This window comes from Pseudomonas sp. GW821-FHT09A09 (assembly GCF_059418405.1).
Window position 1 is genome coordinate 69,249 of record NZ_JBWKPU010000028.1, and the last position, 20,137, is coordinate 89,385.

Consider the following 20,137-nt stretch of genomic DNA (forward strand, 5'->3'; position numbering starts at 1 on the left):
GCCGGCTTGCCGGCGATAGCGTCATCAGAAAAAGCTCAGCCCCACGTGGAACAACTTCTCCACATCGCGGATATGTTTCTTATCCACCAGGAACAGGATCACATGGTCACCGGTTTCGATCACCGTGTCGTCGTGGGCGATGATCACCTCTTCGTCACGAATGATCGCGCCAATGGTGGTGCCCGGCGGCAAGCCGATATCGCGGATGGCCTTGCCGATCACCTTGCTCGATTTGGAGTCACCGTGGGCAATCGCCTCGATGGCCTCCGCCGCGCCACGGCGCAGGGAATGCACACTCACGATGTCGCCACGGCGCACGTGGGCGAGCAACGTACCGATGGTGGCCAGTTGCGGGCTGATGGCGATGTCGATATCGCCGCCCTGGATCAGGTCCACATAGGCCGGGTTATTAATGATGGTCATCACCTTCTTCGCCCCGAGCCGTTTGGCCAGCAGCGACGACATGATGTTGGCTTCGTCATCGTTGGTCAGCGCCAGGAAGATATCCGCGTCGGCGATGTTTTCTTCCATCAGCAGGTCGCGGTCCGAGGCACTGCCTTGCAGTACGACAGTGCTGTCCAGCGTGTCGGACAAATGCCGGCAACGTGCCGGGCTCATCTCGATGATCTTCACCTGGTAGCGGCTTTCGATGGCCTCGGCCAAACGCTCACCGATCTGCCCACCGCCGGCGATGACGATGCGCTTGTAGGTTTCATCAAGGCGGCGCATTTCGCTCATCACGGCGCGAATATTCGCCTTGGCGGCAATGAAGAATACTTCGTCGTCGGCCTCAATCACCGTGTCGCCCTGGGGCAGGATCGGCCGGTCACGGCGGAAAATCGCCGCGACGCGGGTTTCCACATTCGGCATGTGTTCGCGCAACTGGCGCAGTTGCTGGCCGACCAGCGGGCCACCGTAGTACGCCTTCACGGCCACCAGTTGGGCCTTGCCTTCGGCGAAGTCGATCACCTGCAAGGCGCCGGGAATTTCGATCAGGCGCTTGATGTAGTGGGTAACCACCTGCTCCGGGCTGATCAGCACGTCGACCGGAATTGCGTCGTTGTCGAACAGGCCGGCGCGGGTCAAGTAGGCCGCTTCGCGCACGCGGGCGATCTTGGTCGGGGTGTGGAACAGGGTGTGGGCGACCTGGCACGCGACCATGTTGGTCTCGTCGCTGTTGGTCACCGCCACCAGCATGTCGGCGTCGTCGGCACCCGCCTGGCGCAGCACGGTCGGGAACGACGCGCGGCCTTGTACGGTGCGGATGTCCAGGCGGTCGCCGAGGTTGCGCAGGCGCTCGCTGTCGGTGTCGACCACCGTGATGTCGTTGGCTTCGCTGGCCAAATGTTCAGCCAGCGTGCCGCCGACCTGCCCTGCCCCAAGGATGATGATTTTCATCCGGTCACTCCCTTAAAACCGTTCAGCCGCGAGCGGCGGCGATCTTGATCAGTTTGGCGTAGTAGAAGCCGTCGTGGCCGCCTTCCTGGGCGAGCAATTGGCGACCGTGGGGCTGCTTGATGCCGGCCGTGGTCGCCAGGTCCAACTCGCGTGCGCCGCTGGTACGGGCAAGGAAGGCTTCGATGACCTCGGTGTTCTCGGTCGGCAGCGTGGAGCAGGTGGCGTAGAGCAGGATGCCGCCGACTTCCAGGGTTGGCCACATCGCGTCGAGCAATTCGCCTTGCAGCACTGCCAGGGCGGCGATGTCGTCGGGTTGGCGCGTGAGCTTGATGTCCGGGTGACGGCGAATCACACCGGTGGCGGAGCACGGCGCGTCCAGCAGGATGCGTTGGAAGGGTTTGCCGTCCCACCAGGTGGCGGTGTCGCGGCCGTCGGCGGCGATCAGCTCGGCGTTCAAGCCCAGGCGTGCGAGGTTCTCGCGCACGCGCACCAGGCGTTTGGCTTCCAGGTCGACCGCGACCACACCGGCGAGGTCTTTTTCGACTTCCAGGATGTGACACGTCTTACCGCCCGGCGCGCAGCAGGCGTCGAGTACTCGTTGGCCGGGCGCCAGGTCGAGCAGGTCGGCGGCGAGTTGCGCCGCTTCGTCCTGCACGCTGATCCAGCCTTCGGCAAAGCCCGGCAGGCTGCGCACATCGGTGGCGGCTTCGAGCACGATACCGTCGACGCTGTACACGCACGGCGTGGCGTTGATACCGGCGTGGGTGAGCAATTGCAGGTAGGCGTCGCGGCTGTGATGACGACGGTTGACCCGCAGGATCATCGGCGGGTGCGCATTGTTGGCGGCGCAGATGGCTTCCCATTGCTCAGGCCAGAACGCCTTCAGCGATTTCTGCAGCCAGCGCGGGTGGGCGGTGCGCACCACCGGGTCATGTTCCAGCTCGGCCAGCAGCGCTTCGCTTTCGCGCTGGGCGCGGCGCAGCACGGCATTGAGCAGGGCCTTGGCCCACGGCTTTTTCAGTTTGTCGGCGCAACCGACCGTCTCGCCGATGGCGGCGTGGGCCGGCACGCGGGTGTAAAGCAGTTGGTAGAGACCGACCAGCAACAGCGCTTCCACATCCGCATCCGCCGCCTTGAACGGTTTTTGCAGCAGCTTGGCCGCCAGCGCCGACAAGCGTGGCTGCCAACGGGCGGTGCCAAAGGCCAGGTCCTGGGTGAAACCGCGATCACGGTCTTCGACCTTGTCCAGCTGGGTGGGCAACGAACTGTTCAGCGAAGCCTTGCCGTTGAGGACGACGGCCAGAGCCTTGGCGGCGGCCAGACGTGGGTTCATTGGGCAGCACCCAAGACAGTGCCCAGGGCAAATTTCTCACGACGGCTATTGAACAAATCGCTGAAATTAAGCGCCTTGCCGCCAGGCAATTGCAGACGGCTCAGGCACAGCGCCTGTTCGCCGCAGGCCACCAACAGGCCCTCTTTGCTGGCGCCGATGATTTCACCGGGTGCGCCTTTGCCTTCTGCCAGGGTCGCGGCCAGTACTTTCAAGGCTTCGCCGTTGAGGGTGCTGTGGCAGATTGGCCACGGGTTGAAGGCGCGTACCAGGCGCTCCAGCTCCACGGCCGGGCGGCTCCAATCGATGCGTGCTTCGTCTTTGTTCAGCTTGTGGGCGTAAGTGGCCAGGCTGTCGTCCTGCACTTCGCCTTTCAGGGTGCCAGCCGCCAAGCCGGCGATGGCCTGGATCACAGCGGGCGGGCCCAGCTCGGCGAGGCGGTCGTGCAGGCTGCCACCGGTGTCTTGGCCGGTGATCGGGGTGGTCACCTTGAGCAGCATCGGGCCGGTGTCCAAACCCGCCTCCATGCGCATCACGGTCACACCGCTTTCGCTGTCGCCGGCTTCCACGGCGCGTTGGATCGGCGCCGCACCACGCCAGCGGGGCAGCAGCGAGGCGTGGCTGTTGATGCAGCCCAGGCGCGGTATATCCAGCACCGCTTGCGGCAGGATCAGGCCATAAGCCACAACTACCAACAGATCGGGTTTCAGTGCAGCCAACTCGGCCTGGGCCTCGGCGTTGCGCAGGGTCGGCGGCTGCAGCACGGGGAGGTTGTGCTCCAGCGCCAGTTGCTTGACCGGGCTCGGCATCAGTTTTTGCCCGCGACCGGCCGGGCGATCCGGCTGGGTGTACACCGCGACGATGTCATAAGGGCTGGCAAGCAGGGCCTTGAGGTGTTCGGCGGCAAATTCGGGAGTGCCGGCAAAAACAATGCGCAGTGGCTCGGTCATGGGAGGTCTCGGTTAAAAACAGTCACAAAAGAAAAAGGCTTGCCGCAGCAAGCCTTTGGAAGAGAGGCATCAAGCTTGCTGGCGATGCTTTTTTTCCAGCTTCTTCTTGATCCGGTCACGCTTGAGCGTGGACAGGTAATCGACAAACAGCTTGCCGTTGAGGTGGTCGCATTCGTGCTGGATGCACACCGCCAGCAGGCCTTCGGCGATCAGCTCGAACGGCTTGCCATCACGGTCCAGGGCCTTGATCTTCACGCGCAGCGGGCGTTCGACGTTCTCGTAGAACTCGGGCACCGACAGGCAGCCTTCCTGGTACTCACCCATCTCGTCGGTCAGCGGTTCGAACTCGGGGTTGATGTACACCATCGGTTCGCTGCGATCTTCCGACAGGTCCATGACCACGACGCGCTGATGCACGTTGACCTGGGTCGCGGCGAGGCCGATGCCCGGGGCTTCATACATTGTTTCAAACATGTCATCGACCAACTGACGAACCTTGTCGTCCACTACGGCCACCGGTTTGGCGATCGTGCGCAGGCGCGAGTCGGGGAATTCGAGGATGTTCAAAATAGCCATAAGCGTAATTGCTGCACATGTGAGGTAGAGGCAAATCGGCGTTGGGATGGACCCAGACTGCCGGTGTGAAACGCCCAAAAGCCACGAAGGCACGGGGATTTCACGCGAACGCACATAATAAAGGAGATTCACCCCATGAGGAAATCGCTACTCGTCTTGCTGCTGTGGGCCCCCTTCGCCATGGCCCTGCTGCCCCCGCCCGCCCAGCGTCTGGATCAAGCGACGCAACAGGCGATCCAACGCTTCCTGCTGCACAACCGCATTCTCGATACCCCGCAGGATTTGGACAACGCACCGTATATCGTCGCCGCGGACGCCGGCCGCGTCCTGGGCGCCCATGACGAACCCGTGCATGCCCGGGGCCAACTGGACCCGGCCCTGCCCAGCTACGGGATCTTTCGCCGGGGCAAGACCTACACCGACCCCGACACTCAGGAGCTGCTGGGTGTAAACGCCGATGACATCGGCACCGCCCGCTTTGTGACAGCAGGCGACGTCACCACCCTGGCGGTGCAGCGGGTGACACAGGAGGTGCGCCCCGGCGACCGCTTGCTGAGAACCGAAGCCCCCATTGCGTTGGCAGATCTTGAAGTCGCGCAACGTGCGCCCTTCATCCAAGGAAAAATCATCGATATCCCCAAGGGCGTGACCCAGATCGGCGTGCTGGATGCCGTCACCCTGAACAAGGGCCGCCGCGATGGCCTGGTCGAAGGCCAGCTGCTCACGGTGATCAAGGCCGGCGCCACCGTACGTGACGCTCTCACTGGCGTTCCGGTGAAACTCCCCGACGAACGCGCTGGCACCCTGCTGGTGTTTCGTACCTATGAAAAGCTCAGTTACGGCCTGGTACTCAAGGCCTCACGACCCTTGGCGGTCATGGACCGTTTCGAGACTGCCCATCAAACACAATAAATAGCCTGCTAAATAAGTTACCAACAGAGTTATCCACAGCTTGTTCCGGTCAAGGATGATCAGATGTATCCGATAAACAGCCATGAAATTTCCCCGTCAGAACTGGAAGCTCGTCTACGCTTGCACAGGCTGCCGGAACTGGGTCCGAAGCGTTTTCGCCTGTTGATCGAAGCGTTCGGCTCGGCCTCCAAGGCGATCAGCGCACCGGCCAGTGCCTGGCGCTCCCTGGGGTTGCCCGCGATCAGTGCAGAGGCACGGCGCAGCCATGAAATACGCGACGGTGCCAGTGCCGCATTGGCGTGGCTGGCCCGCCCGGCCCAGCATTTGCTGATGTGGGACCACCCGGACTACCCGGCACTGCTCGCTCAGATCGACGATGCGCCACCGCTTTTGTTCGTTGCCGGTAACCCCGCCATCCTCGAAAAACCGCAGTTGGCGATGGTCGGCAGCCGTCGTGCTTCTCGCCCTGGCATGGACACGGCCGCCGCGTTTTCCCGCAGCCTGGCGAGTGCCGGTTTTGTGATCACCAGCGGGTTGGCGCTGGGCATCGACGGTGCTGCCCACCAAGCGGCATTGGATGTGGGTGGGCATACCATCGGTGTGCTTGGCACCGGGCTGGAAAATTTTTATCCACAGCGCCACAGGAAACTGGCTGACGCGATGATTGCCCAGGGCAGCGCCGTGGTTTCCGAGTTTCCGCTGGATGCCGCACCCCAGGCTGGCAACTTTCCACGGCGCAATCGGATCATCAGCGGCTTGTCCCTGGGTGTGCTGGTGGTGGAGGCCAGCATGGCCAGCGGTTCGTTGATCACCGCGAAGCTGGCAGCCGAGCAAGGGCGCGAGGTGTATGCGATTCCGGGCTCCATTCATCATCCTGGGGCCAAGGGCTGCCATCAGTTGATCCGCGAGGGGGCGGTGCTGGTGGAAACCATCGAGCACATTCTTGAAGGGTTGCGCGGCTGGCAGGCGCTGTCCCGCCCGGCGCCAGTGCCGGTGACCCATCCACTGGTGGCCCTGTTGCACGCTGCGCCCCATACCAGCGAAGCCTTGGCGATGGCCAGCGGGCGGCCTTTGTCCCAGGTGTTGGCAACCCTTACGGAACTGGAGCTGGAAGGCCAGGTGATCTGTGAAAGCGGACGCTGGCTGGCGCGCTGTGCGCTTTTGTAGGGATGGGTTTTGTAACGAAGATCGGTAAACTGCGTAGAGCTTTAAGTCCGGAGAGTGAGCAATGGTCAACAGGTGGCGTGTGCTGGAAGCCGCACGAGAAATTCGCGCAGGCGCGGTGATTGCCTATCCGACCGAAGCGGTCTGGGGCCTGGGCTGCGACCCGTGGAATGAAGAAGCGGTGGACCGGTTGCTGGCGATCAAGAATCGCTCGGTGGACAAGGGCCTGATCCTGGTGGCGGACAACATCCGCCAGTTCGACTTCCTGTTCGAAGACTTCCCGGACACCTGGATCGAACGCATGGCCAGCACCTGGCCGGGGCCGAACACTTGGTTGGTGCCCCATCAAGACTTGCTGCCCGAATGGGTGACCGGTGTGCATGACACCGTGGCCCTGCGGGTCAGCGATCACCCGCTGGTGCGGGATTTGTGTTCGTTGGTCGGGCCGCTGATTTCGACGTCGGCCAACCCCCAGGGGCGGCCGTCTGCGCGCACGCGACTTCGCGTGGAGCAGTATTTCCGTGGTCAGCTTGACCTGGTATTGGGCGGCGCATTGGGTGGGCGCAAGAACCCGAGCTTGATTCGGGATTTGGCCACGGGTGAGGTGGTGCGGCCGTCTTGAGACCGAGGCGCGGCCATCGCGGGCAAGCCCGGCTCCCACATTTGACCGTGTTGTGATGAACGACACTGATCAAATGTGGGAGCGGGCTTGCCCGCGATGAGGCCCTCACAGACGCCGAAAACCCATGGTGTTAAGGCAACAGAATGGTCGACCCCGTCGTCCGCCGTCCCGACAACTCCGTCTGCGCCTTCGCCGCATCCGCCAGCGCATACCGCTGGTTGATATCGATGCGCACCTTGCCGCTCTTGATCATCGAGAACAGATCATCGGCCATCGCCTGCAGGTTTTCCGGGTTATTCGCGTAGGTCGCCAGGGTCGGGCGCGTCACATACAACGAGCCTTTCGCCGCCAGGATCCCCAGGTTCACCCCGTCGACCGCACCCGACGCATTGCCAAAACTCACCACCAACCCACGGGGTGCCACGCTGTCCAGCGAGGTCAGCCAGGTGTCTTTACCGACGCCGTCATACACCACCGGGACTTTCTTGCCGTCGGTCAATTCCAGCACGCGCTGTGCGACGTTTTCCTTGCTGTAGTCGATGGTTTCCCAGGCGCCCAGGGATTTGGCCAGCGCGGCTTTTTCCGGCGAGCTGACGGTACCGATCAGCTTCACGCCCAGCGCCTTGGCCCATTGGCAGGCCAGGGAGCCCACGCCACCGGCAGCGGCGTGGAACAGGATGGTTTCACCGCCCTTCAACTCATAGGTCTGGCGCAGCAGGTACTGCACGGTCAGGCCCTTGAGCATGGCGCCAGCGGCTTGTTCGAAGCTGATGTCGTCTGGCAGGTGCACCAGGTTGGCGGCAGGCAGCACGTGCAGTTGGCTGTAGGCTCCCAGTGGTCCACTGCCGTAGGCCACGCGGTCGCCGACCTTGAATTGGGTGACTTCGCTGCCGACCGCATCGACCACTCCGGCGCCTTCTGCGCCCAGCCCCGACGGCAAGGCGGGCGGTGCGTACAGGCCGCTGCGGAAATAGGTGTCGATGAAGTTCAGGCCGATGGCCTCATTACGCACGCGAACCTGCTGTGGGCCAGGCTCCGCTGGGGTGTAGTCCACATACTCAAGGACTTCGGGGCCGCCATGGGCACTGAACTGGATACGTTTGGCCATCTGCACTTCTCCTGGGTTCGAATTCGCGTAGCCCCCTATCGGACTCCTAAGCTTGATCTTCGTCAACTGCGGCACAGCGGGGTGCGGTGGTATCCTGTGCGCCCATTTGCCGCCGACGCCCAATGGCCTCGCGTAGCTTTGCCCGATTCAAGGTGATGCCATGACTACCCGCACCGAGGCTGTAAAGGCCTACCTGCTTGACCTGCAAGACCGCATTTGCAGCGCCCTGGAAACCTTCGAGACGGACACTCGCTTTATCGAAGACGCCTGGACCCGGCCTGCCGGTGGGGGTGGTCGCACCCGCGTGATCGCAGACGGTTCGGTGATCGAAAAAGGCGGCGTTAACTTTTCCCACGTGTTTGGCAGCGGTCTCCCACCGTCTGCCAGTGCCCATCGCCCCGAGTTGGCCGGCCGTGGTTTCGAAGCCTTGGGCGTATCGCTGGTGATCCACCCGCATAACCCGCACATTCCTACTTCCCACGCCAACGTGCGCTTTTTCATCGCCGAAAAAGAAGGCGAAGAGCCGGTGTGGTGGTTCGGTGGCGGCTTCGACCTCACGCCCTACTACGGCAACGAAGAAGACTGCATTCACTGGCACCGCGTAGCCGAGCAGGCTTGTGCGCCTTTCGGCCCGGACGTGTATTCGCGCTACAAGGCCTGGTGTGACACCTACTTCCACATCAAGCACCGCAACGAACCGCGTGGCATCGGCGGCCTGTTCTTCGACGACTTGAACGAGTGGGACTTCGACACCTGCTTCGCCTTCATCCGCGCCATCGGCGACGCCTACATCGACGCCTACCTGCCGATCGTGCAGCGCCGCAAGGCCACGCCCTATACCGAGCAGCAGCGCGAGTTCCAGGAGTTCCGCCGTGGCCGCTACGTGGAATTCAACCTGGTCTACGACCGTGGCACGTTGTTCGGCCTGCAATCGGGCGGGCGCACCGAGTCGATCCTGATGTCGCTGCCGCCGCAAGTGCGCTGGAGCTACGACTGGAAAGCCGAAGCCGGCAGCGAAGAAGCACGTCTCACCGACTACTTCCTGCAAGACCGTGACTGGCTGGGCCTCGCCGCGCCCAAGGCGGCTGTCTGATGGACCGTTATGTCGTGTTCGGCAACCCCATCGGCCACAGCAAGTCGCCGCTGATCCACCGAATGTTCGCCGAGCAGACCGGCGAGCAACTGGACTACAGCACCTTGCTCGCGCCGCTGGAGGATTTCACCGGGTGTGCCCGTGATTTTTTTGCGCAAGGCCGTGGCGCCAACGTCACCGTGCCGTTCAAGGAAGAGGCCTACCGCCTGGCCCACACCCTCACCGAACGTGCCCAACGCGCTGGCGCGGTGAACACCCTGAGCAAGCTGGCCGATGGCAGCCTGTTGGGCGATAACACCGACGGTGCCGGCCTGGTGCGCGACCTCACGGTGAATGCCGGGTTGAGCCTGCAAGGCAAACGCATCCTGTTGCTGGGCGCCGGTGGCGCGGTACGTGGCGCGCTGGAACCGTTGCTGGCCGAGCAGCCGGCTTCGCTGATCATCGCCAACCGCACCGTGGAAAAGGCCGAAATGCTTGCTGAGCTGTTCGACGACCTGGGCCCGGTGTCTGCCAGCGGTTTCGACTGGTTGCGTGAGCCGGTGGACGTGATCATCAACGCCACTTCCGCCAGCCTGTCAGGCGATGTACCGCCGATTGCAGGCAGCCTGATCGAACCGGGCAAGACCTTTTGCTACGACATGATGTACGCCAAGGAACCGACGGCGTTTTGCCGCTGGGCCACTGAACAGGGCGCAGCCGTGGCAATGGATGGCCTGGGTATGCTGGTGGAACAGGCGGCGGAAGCCTTCTTCCTGTGGCGCGGTGTGCGCCCGGCGTCGGCGCCGGTGTTGGCCGAGCTGCGCCGCCAGTTGGCCTGACATCAATCCAATGTGGGCACAGTCATTGTAGGAGCCGGCTTGCCGGCGATTGGCCCTCAAGCCTTGTGCTGATCTAGCGGGCGCCATCGCCGGCAAGCCGGGCTCCTACAGAGGGTTGGGTTCAGTCTTCGAAGTGGAGGGGGCACTTGTCGGCCCCTTCCAGCTTTTTCAGCTCTTCCACCACCTGCGGCCGTGCCCGCCGCAACGTCAGGCTGCGTCCCAGCCCACGCAACCGTCGCGCCTCCTGGTGCAGCATCTCCACGCCGGAGTAATCGATAAAGTTGATCTGCTGCGCCTCAATCACCACCCGCTCACCCTGCAGGCTTTGCAGGCGCACTTGCAGGTAATGGCTGGCGCCGAAAAAGATCGAACCGCCCACCCGTAGCACATCCTCATCGCCATCGCGCCATTGCTGAACCCGCGGCTGCGACGTGCGCTTGAGGTAGAAAAACAACGACGCCAGCACGCCCGCATAAATCGCGGTTTGCAGCTCCAGCAGCAAGGTGGCGACGCAGGTCAGGCTCATCACCACAAACTCGGCGCGACTGACGCGGAATAAGGCGCGAATGCCGCGACGGTCCACCAGCCCCCAACTGATCAGCAAGATGCTGGCAGCCATGCTCGGGATCGGAATGTGGGCGATCAACGCCGCGCCAAACAACGCAAACAGCGCCACCCACAAGGCAGAAAACACCCCGGCCAACGGTGAACAGGCGCCCGCTTCATAGCTTAAGCCCGAGCGGGTAAACGAACCGGCTGACAAATACCCGGAGAAAAATCCGCCAACGATGTTGGATAAACCCTGCGCACGCACTTCCTGGTTGGCGTCGAGCAATTGCTGCGAACGCGCCGACAGCGAGCGGGCGATCGACAGACTGGTGACCAGCCCCAGCATGCCCACCGCCACGGCGCTCGGCAGCAGGCGCAGGATCACGTCCAGGTCCATGGGCAATGGGCTGAACGGCGGCAGCTTGCCGATAAACGAACTGACCAGCGCCACATGCCCGAACATCGCCGGCCACAGCCACGCCGCCAGGCTGCCGAGGGCCAGGGCGATCAACAGGGTTGGCCAGCGTGGAACGAGGTATTTGAGCAACGCGCCCACCAGCAACGTGCCAACTCCGAGGATGAGTGAAGCATGGTCCCATTCGCCGCTGTGATGGATCAGTGCCAGCAGGCTGTTGATTGCTGTGGCCTGGCTCGGCAAATCCAGCCCCAGCAGATTGGGTAATTGTCCGAGCGCAATCACCACGGCCGCACCCAGGGTGAAACCGAGCACCACCGAATGGGAGACAAAATTCACCAGCGCGCCAAAGCGCAGCATGCCCAGCAGCCACTGGAAAACCCCGGCGAGGAATGTGAGCAACAGGATCAAGGTGATGTAGTCCTGTGACCCCGGCACGGCCAGCGGGCTGACACTGGCGTAGAGCACGATGGAAATCGCCGCCGTGGGACCACAGATCAGGTGCCACGACGAACCCCAGAGGCACGCGATCAGCACCGGGATGATGGCGGCGTACAAGCCATATTCGGGTGGGAGACCGGCGATCAATGCGTAGGCAATCGACTGCGGCAGGGCGAGCACCGCGCCGCTGAGGCCGACGATTGCGTCCCGGCCCACGCTGGCGCGGGTTTGGCGGGGGAGCCAGCTGAGGAAGGGGAAAAGTGTGTGGCGGTTGAGCCGGGGCATCAGGGTCTCGGTTTGAGGGTTTTACGCAGAATATCAGCACGCACTGGCCCCTGTGGGAGCTGGCTTGCCTGCGATGCAGACACCGCGGTACTTCAGGTACACACAGGTGATCCTATCGCAGGCAAGCCAGCTCCCACACAAGCCAGTTTCCACAAGGCTTAGAGTTTTGCTTTAACTGCGGGCAATGCATCCTTGCCATCCACGGTCTTCACCCCCTCCAACCATTTATCCAACACCGCCGGATTCGCCTTGATCCACGCCTTCGCCGCATCGGCATTGCTGACCTTGTTGTTCGCCACCTCGGCCATGATGCTGTTCTCCATGTCCTGGGTGAAACTCAGGTTGGTCAACAGTTTGCCAACGTTCGGGCAGGCCTGTGCATAACCCTTGCGGGTTAAGGTGTACACGCTGCCTTTGTCACCAAAGTACTTCTCGCCACCGGTGAGGTAGTGCATTTTCAACTGCACGTTCATCGGGTGCGGCGTCCAGCCTAGGAAGGTGACGAACTTCTGCTTCTTCACCGCCCGCGATACTTCGGCGAGCATCGCCTGTTCACTGGATTCAATCAGCTTCCACTGGCCCAGCTCGAAGTCGTTCTTCTTGATGATGTCCTGCAGCGAGATATTCGCTGGCGCGCCGGAGCCGATGCCGTAGATCTTCTTGTCGAACTTGTCGGCGAATTTGTTCAGGTCGGCAAAATCGTGCACGCCGGCGTCCCACACGTAGTCGGGCACGGCGAGGGTGAACTCGGTGCCGTCGAGGTTCTTCGCCAGTTGCACCACATCGCCGTTGGCCACGAATTTGTCGTAGAAGCCCTGCTGCGCCGGCATCCAGTTGCCCAGGAACACATCCACCTGGCCGTCCTTGAGCCCGCCAAAGGTGATCGGCACCGCCAGAGTGTCGACCTTGGCCTTGTAGCCCATGCCCGTCAGCAGAAAACCGGTGATGGCGTTGGTGGCTGCGATATCGCTCCAGCCCGGATCGGCCATTTTCACCGTGTCACAACTGGTGTCTGCGTACACATTGGCGCTGCTCAACGCCAGGGCTGCGAGTATCACCGTCAACTTTTGCATGGCCTTCCCTCTGTCTATTTATTGGTTTTGGCAGGGTTGTGGATAACGTGCCTTGCGCTCCAGGTCGTCGAGGTCGATATGGTTGCGCATGTATTGCTGACTGGCGTCGACCAGTGGCTGGTGGTCCCAGCTCTTCAGCTTTCCTTCGGTCAGTGCTTCAAACACCAGGCGACGGCGGCGTTGGCTGGCGAGCACCTGCTGGTGGATCGCCGGGATGTCCCATTTGGCTCGCGCCTCTTCTAAAAACGCCTCGAACAGCGGCCGGTGTTCCGGTGACTGGCTGAGGTTCTCCCGCTCGTGCGGGTCGTTGTGCACATCGAACAGTAGACAAGGGTCGTCTTCGCTGTAGATGAATTTGTAGGCGCCACGGCGAATCATCATCAGCGGGCTGATGGTGCCTTCGGCCATGTATTCGCCAAAGACCTCGTCATGCCCGCCCTGCCCTTGCAGGTGCGGCACCAGCGAACGGCCATCCAGCGGCAGGCGCGGGTCCAGCTCGCCACCGGCCAGTTCCACCAGCGTCGGCAACAGGTCAGCGGTGGACACGGCTTTGCCCACACGGCCCGCCGCAAATTGCCCTGGCGCACTCACCAGCAGCGGCACGCGGGCGGCCATTTCAAACCAGTGCATCTTGTACCAGAGGCCGCGCTCGCCAAGCATGTCGCCGTGGTCGCCGGAGAAGATGATGATCGTATCGTCCGCCAGGCCGGTGTCTTCCAGGGTTTGCAGCAGCTTGCCGACATTGCTGTCGATGTAGCTGCAGGCGCCGAAATAGGCACGGCGGGCATCGCGGATCTTGTCCACCGGCAGCGGTTTGTTCCACAGGTCGTAGACCTTGAGCAGGCGCTGGGAATGCGGGTCCAGATCGGCCTGTGCGGGCGTTGTAGGCAAAGGGATATCGCCGTCGTCGTACAGGTCCCAAAACGGCTTGGGAATGGTGTACGGATCGTGGGGATGAGTCATGGAAACAGTCAGGCAGAAAGGCCGCTCGCCGTCTTCGCGGATATGGTCGAACAGATACTGCTGGGCTTTGAACACCACCTCTTCGTCGAAATCCAGCTGGTTGGTGCGCACGCACGGGCCAGCCTGCAACACCGAGGACATGTTGTGGTACCAACTGGGGCGTACGTGCGGCTCATCCCAGTTCACCGCCCAGCCATAGTCGGCGGGGTAGATGTCGCTGGTCAGGCGTTCTTCGTAACCGTGCAACTGGTCGGGGCCACAGAAGTGCATCTTGCCCGATAACGCGGTGCGGTAGCCGAGGCGGCGCAGGTAGTGGGCGTAGGTGGGCACATCGGCGGGGAAGTCGGCCGCGTTGTCGTAGGCGCCGATCTTGCTCGGCAATTGGCCGCTCACCAGGGTGAAGCGCGAGGGCGCGCACAACGGGCTGTTGCAATAGGCGGCGTCGAACACCACGCCTTGCGCGGCGAGGCGGCTGAGGTTGGGCAACTTGATGGGGGAAGAGCCGTAGAACGGAAGCAACGGCGCGGCCATTTGATCGGCCATGATGAAAAGAATGTTCTTGCGCTTCATGATCTATCGGCATTCCATAGGCGGTGTTTATGCGAATGAGCATGCAGCCCATGAAAAGTGGGGTAAAGCCCATGAAAAGCAATGTCTAGGATAAGCACAGCTTATGTATGAAGCCCTCGGCGATTTATCCCTCGATTTGCTGCGCGCGTTCGAAGCGGCGGCGCGTCACCGCAGCTTTACGGCGGCGGCAATGGAGCTTGGCACCACCCAGCCGGCCATCAGCCAGCAGATCAAGCGTCTGGAAGAACAGTTGGCGATCCGCCTGTTTGATCGCATTTATCGTGGCATCGAACTGACCGACGCCGGCGCGTTGCTGTTCGAGCATGTGCAAGGCGGCTTGCAGGGGATCAACCAAGGCCTGAGCCTCATCACCCAACAGGATCAGCATGAAGTGCTGCAAGTCGCCACCGATTTTGCGTTCGCCGCTTATTGGTTGATGCCGCGCCTGCACCGTTTTCATGCGGCCAACCCTCAGGTGGATGTGAGCCTGGTGACCAGCGAGCGCAACCACGCCACCCTGCGCAGTGACATCGATGTGGCTGTATTATTTGGCGATGGCCGCTTCAAACAGGGCGACAGCCTGTGGCTGTTCAATGAGGAAGTGTTCCCGGTGTGCAGCCCGCAGTGGCTCAAGGAACAGACCTCCGCGCTGACTGTGCAAAATCTGCACGATTTTCCCTTGCTGCACCTGCGCCAGGAAAACAACAGCCAGTGGTTCGACTGGGCTGGCGTGTTTCGTGAACTGGGCATCAGTGCCGCGCCCACTCCGGGCCAACTGCGTTTCGACAACTACACCTTGCTTATCCAGGCGGCGATTGCCGGCCAGGGCGTGGCCATCGGTTGGCGCCACCTGGTGGATAACCTGCTGGAACAGAACTGGCTGTGCCGTCCGATCAGCGACACGGTGATCTCACGCTACGGCTATTACGTGGTGCAGCCGCAGCGTAAGCGCCGGGGGCAGTTGGTCGAGCGTTTTGTCGACTGGTTGGTCGCCGAACAAGCCAGCAGCGCGCAGTCTCTGACCGGGCTGGCCCTGCCGTCCATTGCGGTCTAGCATCTGGCGCATAGTGGATCCGGAGTCCGTCATGCAACGTATCAAGGGCTATCACGCCCATATCTATTTCGATGCCAGCACCATTGATCAGGCGCGCACCTTGTGCGAAGACGCCGCCAAACTCTTCCCATTGCGCATGGGGCGCGTCCACGAACGGCCGGTGGGCCCGCACCCGGATTGGAGCTGCCAATTGGCCTTCGACCCTGAGTACATCGGTGTGGTGCTGCCGTGGTTGGTGATCCATCGCAATGGCCTGGTGGTGTTCCTGCATCCCGAAACCGGCGATGACCTGAAAGATCACACAGACTATGCCGTCTGGATGGGGGCAATGCGGGAGCTGAACCTGTCAGCCTTTTCTTAAAAAAAATCCCTAAATATGGGATTGATATTTATATATTGAGACTTGCGTTCGCGTAGGTTTATATTCGCTGCATCCGCTCAAAACTCAGGTGAAGCGATGCAGGCGCAATTGATCGCGCTCGATTGGGGAACCAGCTCCCTTCGTGCTTACAAACTCGGCCCGGCTGGCGTGGTGCTCGAACAGCGCTCGCTGGCGCTGGGGATCATGCACCTGCCCAGCGAACCCCGGGACATCGCCGGCGTACGCTGCAGCGATGGCTTCGAGTTGGCGTTCGATACGGCTTGCGGCGATTGGCTCGACGCACAACCCAATCTGCCGGTGATCGCCTGCGGCATGGTTGGCAGTGCCCAAGGCTGGAGCGAAGCGGCCTATCGCAATACTCCTGTCGATGTCGCCAGCCTCGGCCAAGCGCTGCACAAAGTGCGCAGCCTGCGCGGTGTGGACGTGCATATCGTGCCGGGCGTGATCGAGCAGGTCGGCTTGCCCAATGTCATGCGCGGCGAGGAAACCCAAGTGCTGGGCGTGCTGCAAGGGCTGGGCGCCCAGGTGCTGATCGGCCTGCCGGGCAGCCATTCCAAGTGGGTCGAAGTGGCCGATGGGCGCATCACCCATTTCGACACCTTCATGACCGGCGAGGTGTTTGCAGTGTTGAGCAAACACAGCCTCCTCGGGCGCACCCAGCAACCGTCTGAACACTTTCAGGCCCAAGCCTTTGATCGTGGCGTGCACGTGGCGCTTTCCAAAGACGGCCAGCGCGGCGTGCTGTCCACGTTGTTCAGTGCCCGCACCCTTGGACTCACCGGCGAACTTGCCCCTGACCAGCAGCCCGATTACCTGTCCGGTTTGCTCATCGGCCATGAACTTGCCGGCCTGCCCGGCAGCGCCAAACACCAGCCGATCATCCTGGTCGGCGCCGCCCCACTGTGCGCCCGTTATCAGCGCGCCCTCGCCCTCTTCGGCTTCGCCCATGTCAGCCTGGCGCAGGAGGCCACCGAGCGCGGCCTGTGGCAGTTGGCCGTGGCGGCCGGGCTCACTCAACCTGTATCGGAGGCCTGACATGCTCAAGCAAGCACTCGCGCAAAACGGTTTGATCGCCATCCTGCGCGGCATTCGCCCGGACGAAGCCGAGGCCATCGGCCACGTGCTGTACCAGGCCGGGTTTCGCGTGATTGAAGTCCCGCTGAATTCGCCCGACCCTTACACCAGCATCCGCACCCTGCGTGACAGCCTGCCCGCCGATTGCCTGATCGGTGCGGGCACGGTGTTGACGCCAGAGCAGGTTGAGCAGGTGAAGGCGGCCGGTGGCCAAGTCATCGTGATGCCCCACAGTGACGCCCAGGTGCTGCGCGCGGCGAAAGCGGCGGGCCTGTACCTGTCGCCAGGTGTGGCGACGCCGACCGAAGCCTTCGCCGCATTGGCCGAAGGGGCTGACGTATTGAAGCTGTTCCCCGCCGAGCAAATGGGCCCGGCGGTGATCAAGGCGTGGCTGGCGGTTTTACCGTCGGGCACATTGCTGCTGCCCGTGGGCGGCATTACCCCGGACAACATGCAGGTGTTTATTGACGCCGGTGCCAAAGGGTTCGGGCTGGGTTCCGGGTTGTTCAAGCCGGGCATGACCGTGGAACAGGTCGCGAGTCGCGCCCAGGCGTATGTCGCCGCCTGGAAAGCCCTGAGCTGATTTCAAGTCTTGCGCCCACAGGCGCCGCATCGATAAGAGAGATAACAGATGAAAATCACCAAACTGACCACCTTCATCGTCCCGCCGCGCTGGTGCTTCCTCAAGGTCGAGACCGACCAGGGCGTGACTGGCTGGGGCGAACCCGTGGTCGAAGGTCGCGCTCACACGGTTGCCGCTGCCGTTGAAGAACTGTCCGACTACTTGATCGGCAAAGACCCACGCAATATCGAAGACATCTGGACGGTGCTCTATCGCGGCGGCTTCTACCGGGGCGGCGCCGTGCACATGAGCGCCCTGGCCGGTATCGACCAGGCGCTGTGGGACATCAAGGGCAAGGCCCTCGGCGTGTCGGTCAGCGACCTGCTCGGCGGGCAGGTGCGCGACAAGATCCGCGTGTACTCCTGGATCGGCGGCGATCGCCCGGCCGACACCGCCCGCGCTGCCAAAGAGGCCGTGGCTCGTGGTTTTACCGCCGTGAAAATGAACGGCACCGAAGAGCTGCAGTTCGTCGACAGCTTCGAAAAAGTCGACCTGGCCCTGGCCAACGTCGCCGCCGTGCGTGATGCGGTGGGCCCGAACGTCGGCATCGGCGTCGACTTCCATGGCCGGGTGCACAAGCCCATGGCCAAGGTGCTGATGAAGGAACTCGACCCGTACAAGCTGATGTTCATCGAAGAGCCGGTGCTCAGCGAGAACTACGAAGCGCTCAAGGAACTGGCGCCGCTGACCAGCACGCCGATTGCCCTGGGCGAGCGCCTGTTCTCGCGTTGGGACTTCAAGCGTGTGCTCAGCGAAGGGTACGTCGACATCATCCAGCCGGATGCGTCCCATGCCGGTGGCATCACTGAAACCCGCAAGATCGCCAACATGGCCGAAGCCTACGACGTGGCCCTGGCCCTGCACTGCCCGCTGGGCCCGATTGCCCTGGCCGCGTGCCTGCAACTGGATGCGGTTTGCTACAACGCGTTCATCCAGGAACAAAGCCTGGGCATTCACTACAACGAGAGCAACGACCTGCTCGACTATGTGCGCGACCCTGGCGTGTTCGACTATGACCAAGGCTTTGTGAAGATCCCCAACGGGCCGGGCCTGGGCATCGAGATCAACGAGGAATACGTGATCGAACGCGCAGCCATCGGCCACCGCTGGCGCAACCCGATCTGGCGTCATGCCGACGGCAGTTTTGCCGAGTGGTGATTTCTCACTGACGAAATGCGGTTGAACCTGTGGGAGCTGCCTTGCCTGCGATAGCGGTGGGCCAGAGTGCACATTTGGCACTGATACACCGTTATCGCAGGCAAGCCAGCTCCCACATTTTGATGCGGTTTCTTCAGTCAGATTATTTTCCAGACCTCAATAAGCATAAAAAGAGGCAACCCCCATGCACCCTGAATCCTTCACCGGGCAGGCTTCTTTAGTCACGCCTACGAGAAAGCGCTACTTCATCATGGTGCTGCTGTTCATCACCGTGGTGATCAACTACCTCGACCGTAGCAACCTGTCGATTGCCGCCCCGGCGTTGACCAGTGAACTGGGCATCGACCCGGTGCATGTCGGGTTGATCTTCTCGGCCTTTGGCTGGACCTACGCCGCCATGCAGATCCCGGGCGGCTGGCTGGTGGACCGCGTGCCGCCACGCATTCTCTACACGGCGGCCTTGCTGCTGTGGTCTATCGCGACCGTCATGCTCGGCTTTGCCGCCAGCTTTATCGCCCTGTTCGTGTTGCGTATGGCGGTGGGTGCATTGGAAGCGCCGGCGTATCCAATCAACAGCCGCGTGGTCACCACCTGGTTTCCCGAGCGCGAACGCGCCACGGCGATTGGCGTCTACACCTCCGGGCAGTTTGTCGGGCTGGCGTTTCTCACACCGGTGTTGGCGTGGCTGCAACACGCGTTTGGCTGGCACATGGTGTTTGTTGTTACCGGTGGTGTCGGTATCTTGTGGGCGATCATCTGGTACGCGGTGTACCGCGAGCCAAAAGATTTCAAAGGCGCCAACAGCGCGGAAATCGAGCTGATCCGTGAAGGCGGCGGGTTGGTGGATATGCAGGAAAAAGCCGCCAAGGCGCCGTTCAGTTGGGTCGACCTGGGGATCGTGCTGAGCAAGCGCAAGCTCTGGGGCATCTACCTGGGGCAGTTCTGCCTGAACTCCACGCTGTGGTTTTTTCTGACATGGTTCCCAACCTACCTGGTGAAATATCGCGGCATGGACTTCATCAAGTCCGGCCTGCTGGCATCGTTGCCTTTCCTTGCCGCGTTTGTCGGTGTGTTGTGTTCCGGGATCTTTTCCGACTGGCTGATTCGTCGCGGCGCATCGGTGGGGTTTGCGCGCAAGCTGCCGATCATCGGCGGGCTGCTGATCTCCACGGCGATCATCGGTGCCAACTATGTGGACTCGACGGCCTGGGTGATTGCCTTCCTGGCTGTGGCGTTCTTTGGTAATGGCCTGGCGTCGATCACCTGGTCGCTGGTCTCGACCCTGGCGCCGGCACGGTTGCTGGGTTTGACCGGTGGGGTGTTCAACTTCATCGGTAATCTGTCAGCCATTGCCACGCCGATCGTGATTGGCTTTTTGGCCAGCGGCGATTCGTTCGCGCCGGCGATTACCTACATCGCGGTGCTGGCATTGCTGGGTGCGCTGTCCTACGTGTTGCTCGTAGGCAAAGTCGAACGCATCGAACTCAACTAACCACCACCCAACCCTGTAGGAGCGGGGGGGGGGGGGGGGGGGGGGGGGGGGGGGGGGGGGGGGGGGGGGGGGGGGGGGGGGGGGGGGG

The 20,137-nt window shown here is 62.2% G+C and carries 19 protein-coding genes; 11 read left to right on the forward strand and 8 right to left on the reverse strand.

All coding sequences use genetic code 11. The features are described from left to right. Positions 1-24: 24 nt before the first annotated feature. From trkA to def, 4 genes are all read right to left on the reverse strand, one after another. A complete protein-coding gene (gene trkA, locus AC07OV_RS22140) occupies positions 25-1,398 on the reverse strand; it encodes a Trk system potassium transporter TrkA (protein ID WP_176994588.1) in 1,374 nt (457 codons plus the stop codon). A 22-nt stretch (positions 1,399-1,420) separates the two neighbouring features. Beyond that, positions 1,421-2,731: a 16S rRNA (cytosine(967)-C(5))-methyltransferase RsmB gene (gene rsmB / locus AC07OV_RS22145; protein WP_494998373.1), complete on the reverse strand. Its 1,311-nt coding sequence runs from the start codon at positions 2,729-2,731 to the stop codon at positions 1,421-1,423. Continuing rightward, positions 2,728-3,678 (reverse strand): methionyl-tRNA formyltransferase, encoded by a 951-nt coding sequence (gene fmt / locus AC07OV_RS22150; protein ID WP_495092980.1) that lies wholly within the window; start codon positions 3,676-3,678, stop codon positions 2,728-2,730. The genes rsmB and fmt overlap by 4 nt, the downstream gene beginning before the upstream one ends. A gap of 69 nt (positions 3,679-3,747) precedes the next feature. Further along, a complete protein-coding gene (def, locus tag AC07OV_RS22155; RefSeq protein ID WP_016978734.1) occupies positions 3,748-4,254 on the reverse strand; it encodes a peptide deformylase in 507 nt (168 codons plus the stop codon). 135 nt (positions 4,255-4,389) lie between these two features. On the opposite strand from def, the gene AC07OV_RS22160 reads away from it, so the two are divergent. From AC07OV_RS22160 to tsaC, 3 genes are all read left to right on the forward strand, one after another. Further along, positions 4,390-5,166 carry a peptidoglycan-binding protein gene (locus AC07OV_RS22160; RefSeq protein ID WP_495092981.1) on the forward strand — a complete coding sequence of 259 codons (777 nt, stop codon included), beginning with the start codon at positions 4,390-4,392 and terminating at the stop codon, positions 5,164-5,166. A 63-nt stretch (positions 5,167-5,229) separates the two neighbouring features. Continuing rightward, positions 5,230-6,333, forward strand: a complete 1,104-nt coding sequence (gene dprA / locus AC07OV_RS22165; RefSeq protein ID WP_176994592.1) for a DNA-processing protein DprA — start codon at positions 5,230-5,232, stop codon at positions 6,331-6,333. A 61-nt stretch (positions 6,334-6,394) separates the two neighbouring features. Next, entirely contained in the window at positions 6,395-6,952 is a 558-nt protein-coding gene (gene tsaC / locus AC07OV_RS22170; protein WP_176994593.1) for an L-threonylcarbamoyladenylate synthase type 1 TsaC, read from the forward strand. Positions 6,953-7,082: 130 nt separating this feature from the next. Here the strand turns inward: tsaC and AC07OV_RS22175 are convergent, their stop codons facing one another. After that, positions 7,083-8,060, reverse strand: a complete 978-nt coding sequence (locus AC07OV_RS22175) for a quinone oxidoreductase family protein (protein WP_494998377.1) — start codon at positions 8,058-8,060, stop codon at positions 7,083-7,085. Between the two features lie 160 nt (positions 8,061-8,220). Between AC07OV_RS22175 and hemF the strand changes: the two genes are divergently transcribed. Together hemF and aroE are read left to right on the forward strand one after the other, a co-directional pair. Then, positions 8,221-9,153, forward strand: a complete 933-nt coding sequence (hemF, locus tag AC07OV_RS22180) for an oxygen-dependent coproporphyrinogen oxidase (protein WP_176994595.1) — start codon at positions 8,221-8,223, stop codon at positions 9,151-9,153. Next, complete coding sequence (aroE, locus tag AC07OV_RS22185; protein WP_495092982.1) at positions 9,153-9,971, forward strand: shikimate dehydrogenase; 819 nt, start codon at positions 9,153-9,155, stop codon at positions 9,969-9,971. Before hemF ends, aroE begins: the two co-directional genes overlap by 1 nt. A gap of 121 nt (positions 9,972-10,092) precedes the next feature. Here the strand turns inward: aroE and AC07OV_RS22190 are convergent, their stop codons facing one another. The 3 genes from AC07OV_RS22190 to betC form a co-directional block, all read right to left on the reverse strand. Beyond that, a complete protein-coding gene (locus AC07OV_RS22190) occupies positions 10,093-11,661 on the reverse strand; it encodes a SulP family inorganic anion transporter (protein WP_495092983.1) in 1,569 nt (522 codons plus the stop codon). Positions 11,662-11,819: 158 nt separating this feature from the next. Next, positions 11,820-12,734: a choline ABC transporter substrate-binding protein gene (gene choX, locus AC07OV_RS22195; protein WP_494998380.1), complete on the reverse strand. Its 915-nt coding sequence runs from the start codon at positions 12,732-12,734 to the stop codon at positions 11,820-11,822. A gap of 18 nt (positions 12,735-12,752) precedes the next feature. After that, entirely contained in the window at positions 12,753-14,267 is a 1,515-nt protein-coding gene (gene betC, locus AC07OV_RS22200) for a choline-sulfatase (protein WP_495092984.1), read from the reverse strand. Positions 14,268-14,370: 103 nt separating this feature from the next. On the opposite strand from betC, the gene AC07OV_RS22205 reads away from it, so the two are divergent. From AC07OV_RS22205 to AC07OV_RS22230, 6 genes are all read left to right on the forward strand, one after another. Beyond that, positions 14,371-15,321 (forward strand): choline sulfate utilization transcriptional regulator, encoded by a 951-nt coding sequence (locus AC07OV_RS22205; protein WP_495092985.1) that lies wholly within the window; start codon positions 14,371-14,373, stop codon positions 15,319-15,321. A 31-nt stretch (positions 15,322-15,352) separates the two neighbouring features. Beyond that, the gene (locus AC07OV_RS22210) at positions 15,353-15,682 is read left to right on the forward strand and encodes a DOPA 4,5-dioxygenase family protein (protein WP_176994601.1); all 330 of its coding nucleotides are present in this window, start codon (positions 15,353-15,355) and stop codon (positions 15,680-15,682) included. A 96-nt stretch (positions 15,683-15,778) separates the two neighbouring features. Further along, complete coding sequence (locus tag AC07OV_RS22215) at positions 15,779-16,738, forward strand: 2-dehydro-3-deoxygalactonokinase (protein WP_495092986.1); 960 nt, start codon at positions 15,779-15,781, stop codon at positions 16,736-16,738. 1 nt (position 16,739) lies between these two features. Next, positions 16,740-17,360 (forward strand): 2-dehydro-3-deoxy-6-phosphogalactonate aldolase, encoded by a 621-nt coding sequence (locus tag AC07OV_RS22220; protein WP_495092987.1) that lies wholly within the window; start codon positions 16,740-16,742, stop codon positions 17,358-17,360. A gap of 48 nt (positions 17,361-17,408) precedes the next feature. Continuing rightward, entirely contained in the window at positions 17,409-18,557 is a 1,149-nt protein-coding gene (gene dgoD / locus AC07OV_RS22225) for a galactonate dehydratase (protein ID WP_003170741.1), read from the forward strand. A 184-nt stretch (positions 18,558-18,741) separates the two neighbouring features. Continuing rightward, positions 18,742-20,049 carry an MFS transporter gene (locus tag AC07OV_RS22230; protein ID WP_495092988.1) on the forward strand — a complete coding sequence of 436 codons (1,308 nt, stop codon included), beginning with the start codon at positions 18,742-18,744 and terminating at the stop codon, positions 20,047-20,049. Positions 20,050-20,137: the final 88 nt, after the last annotated feature.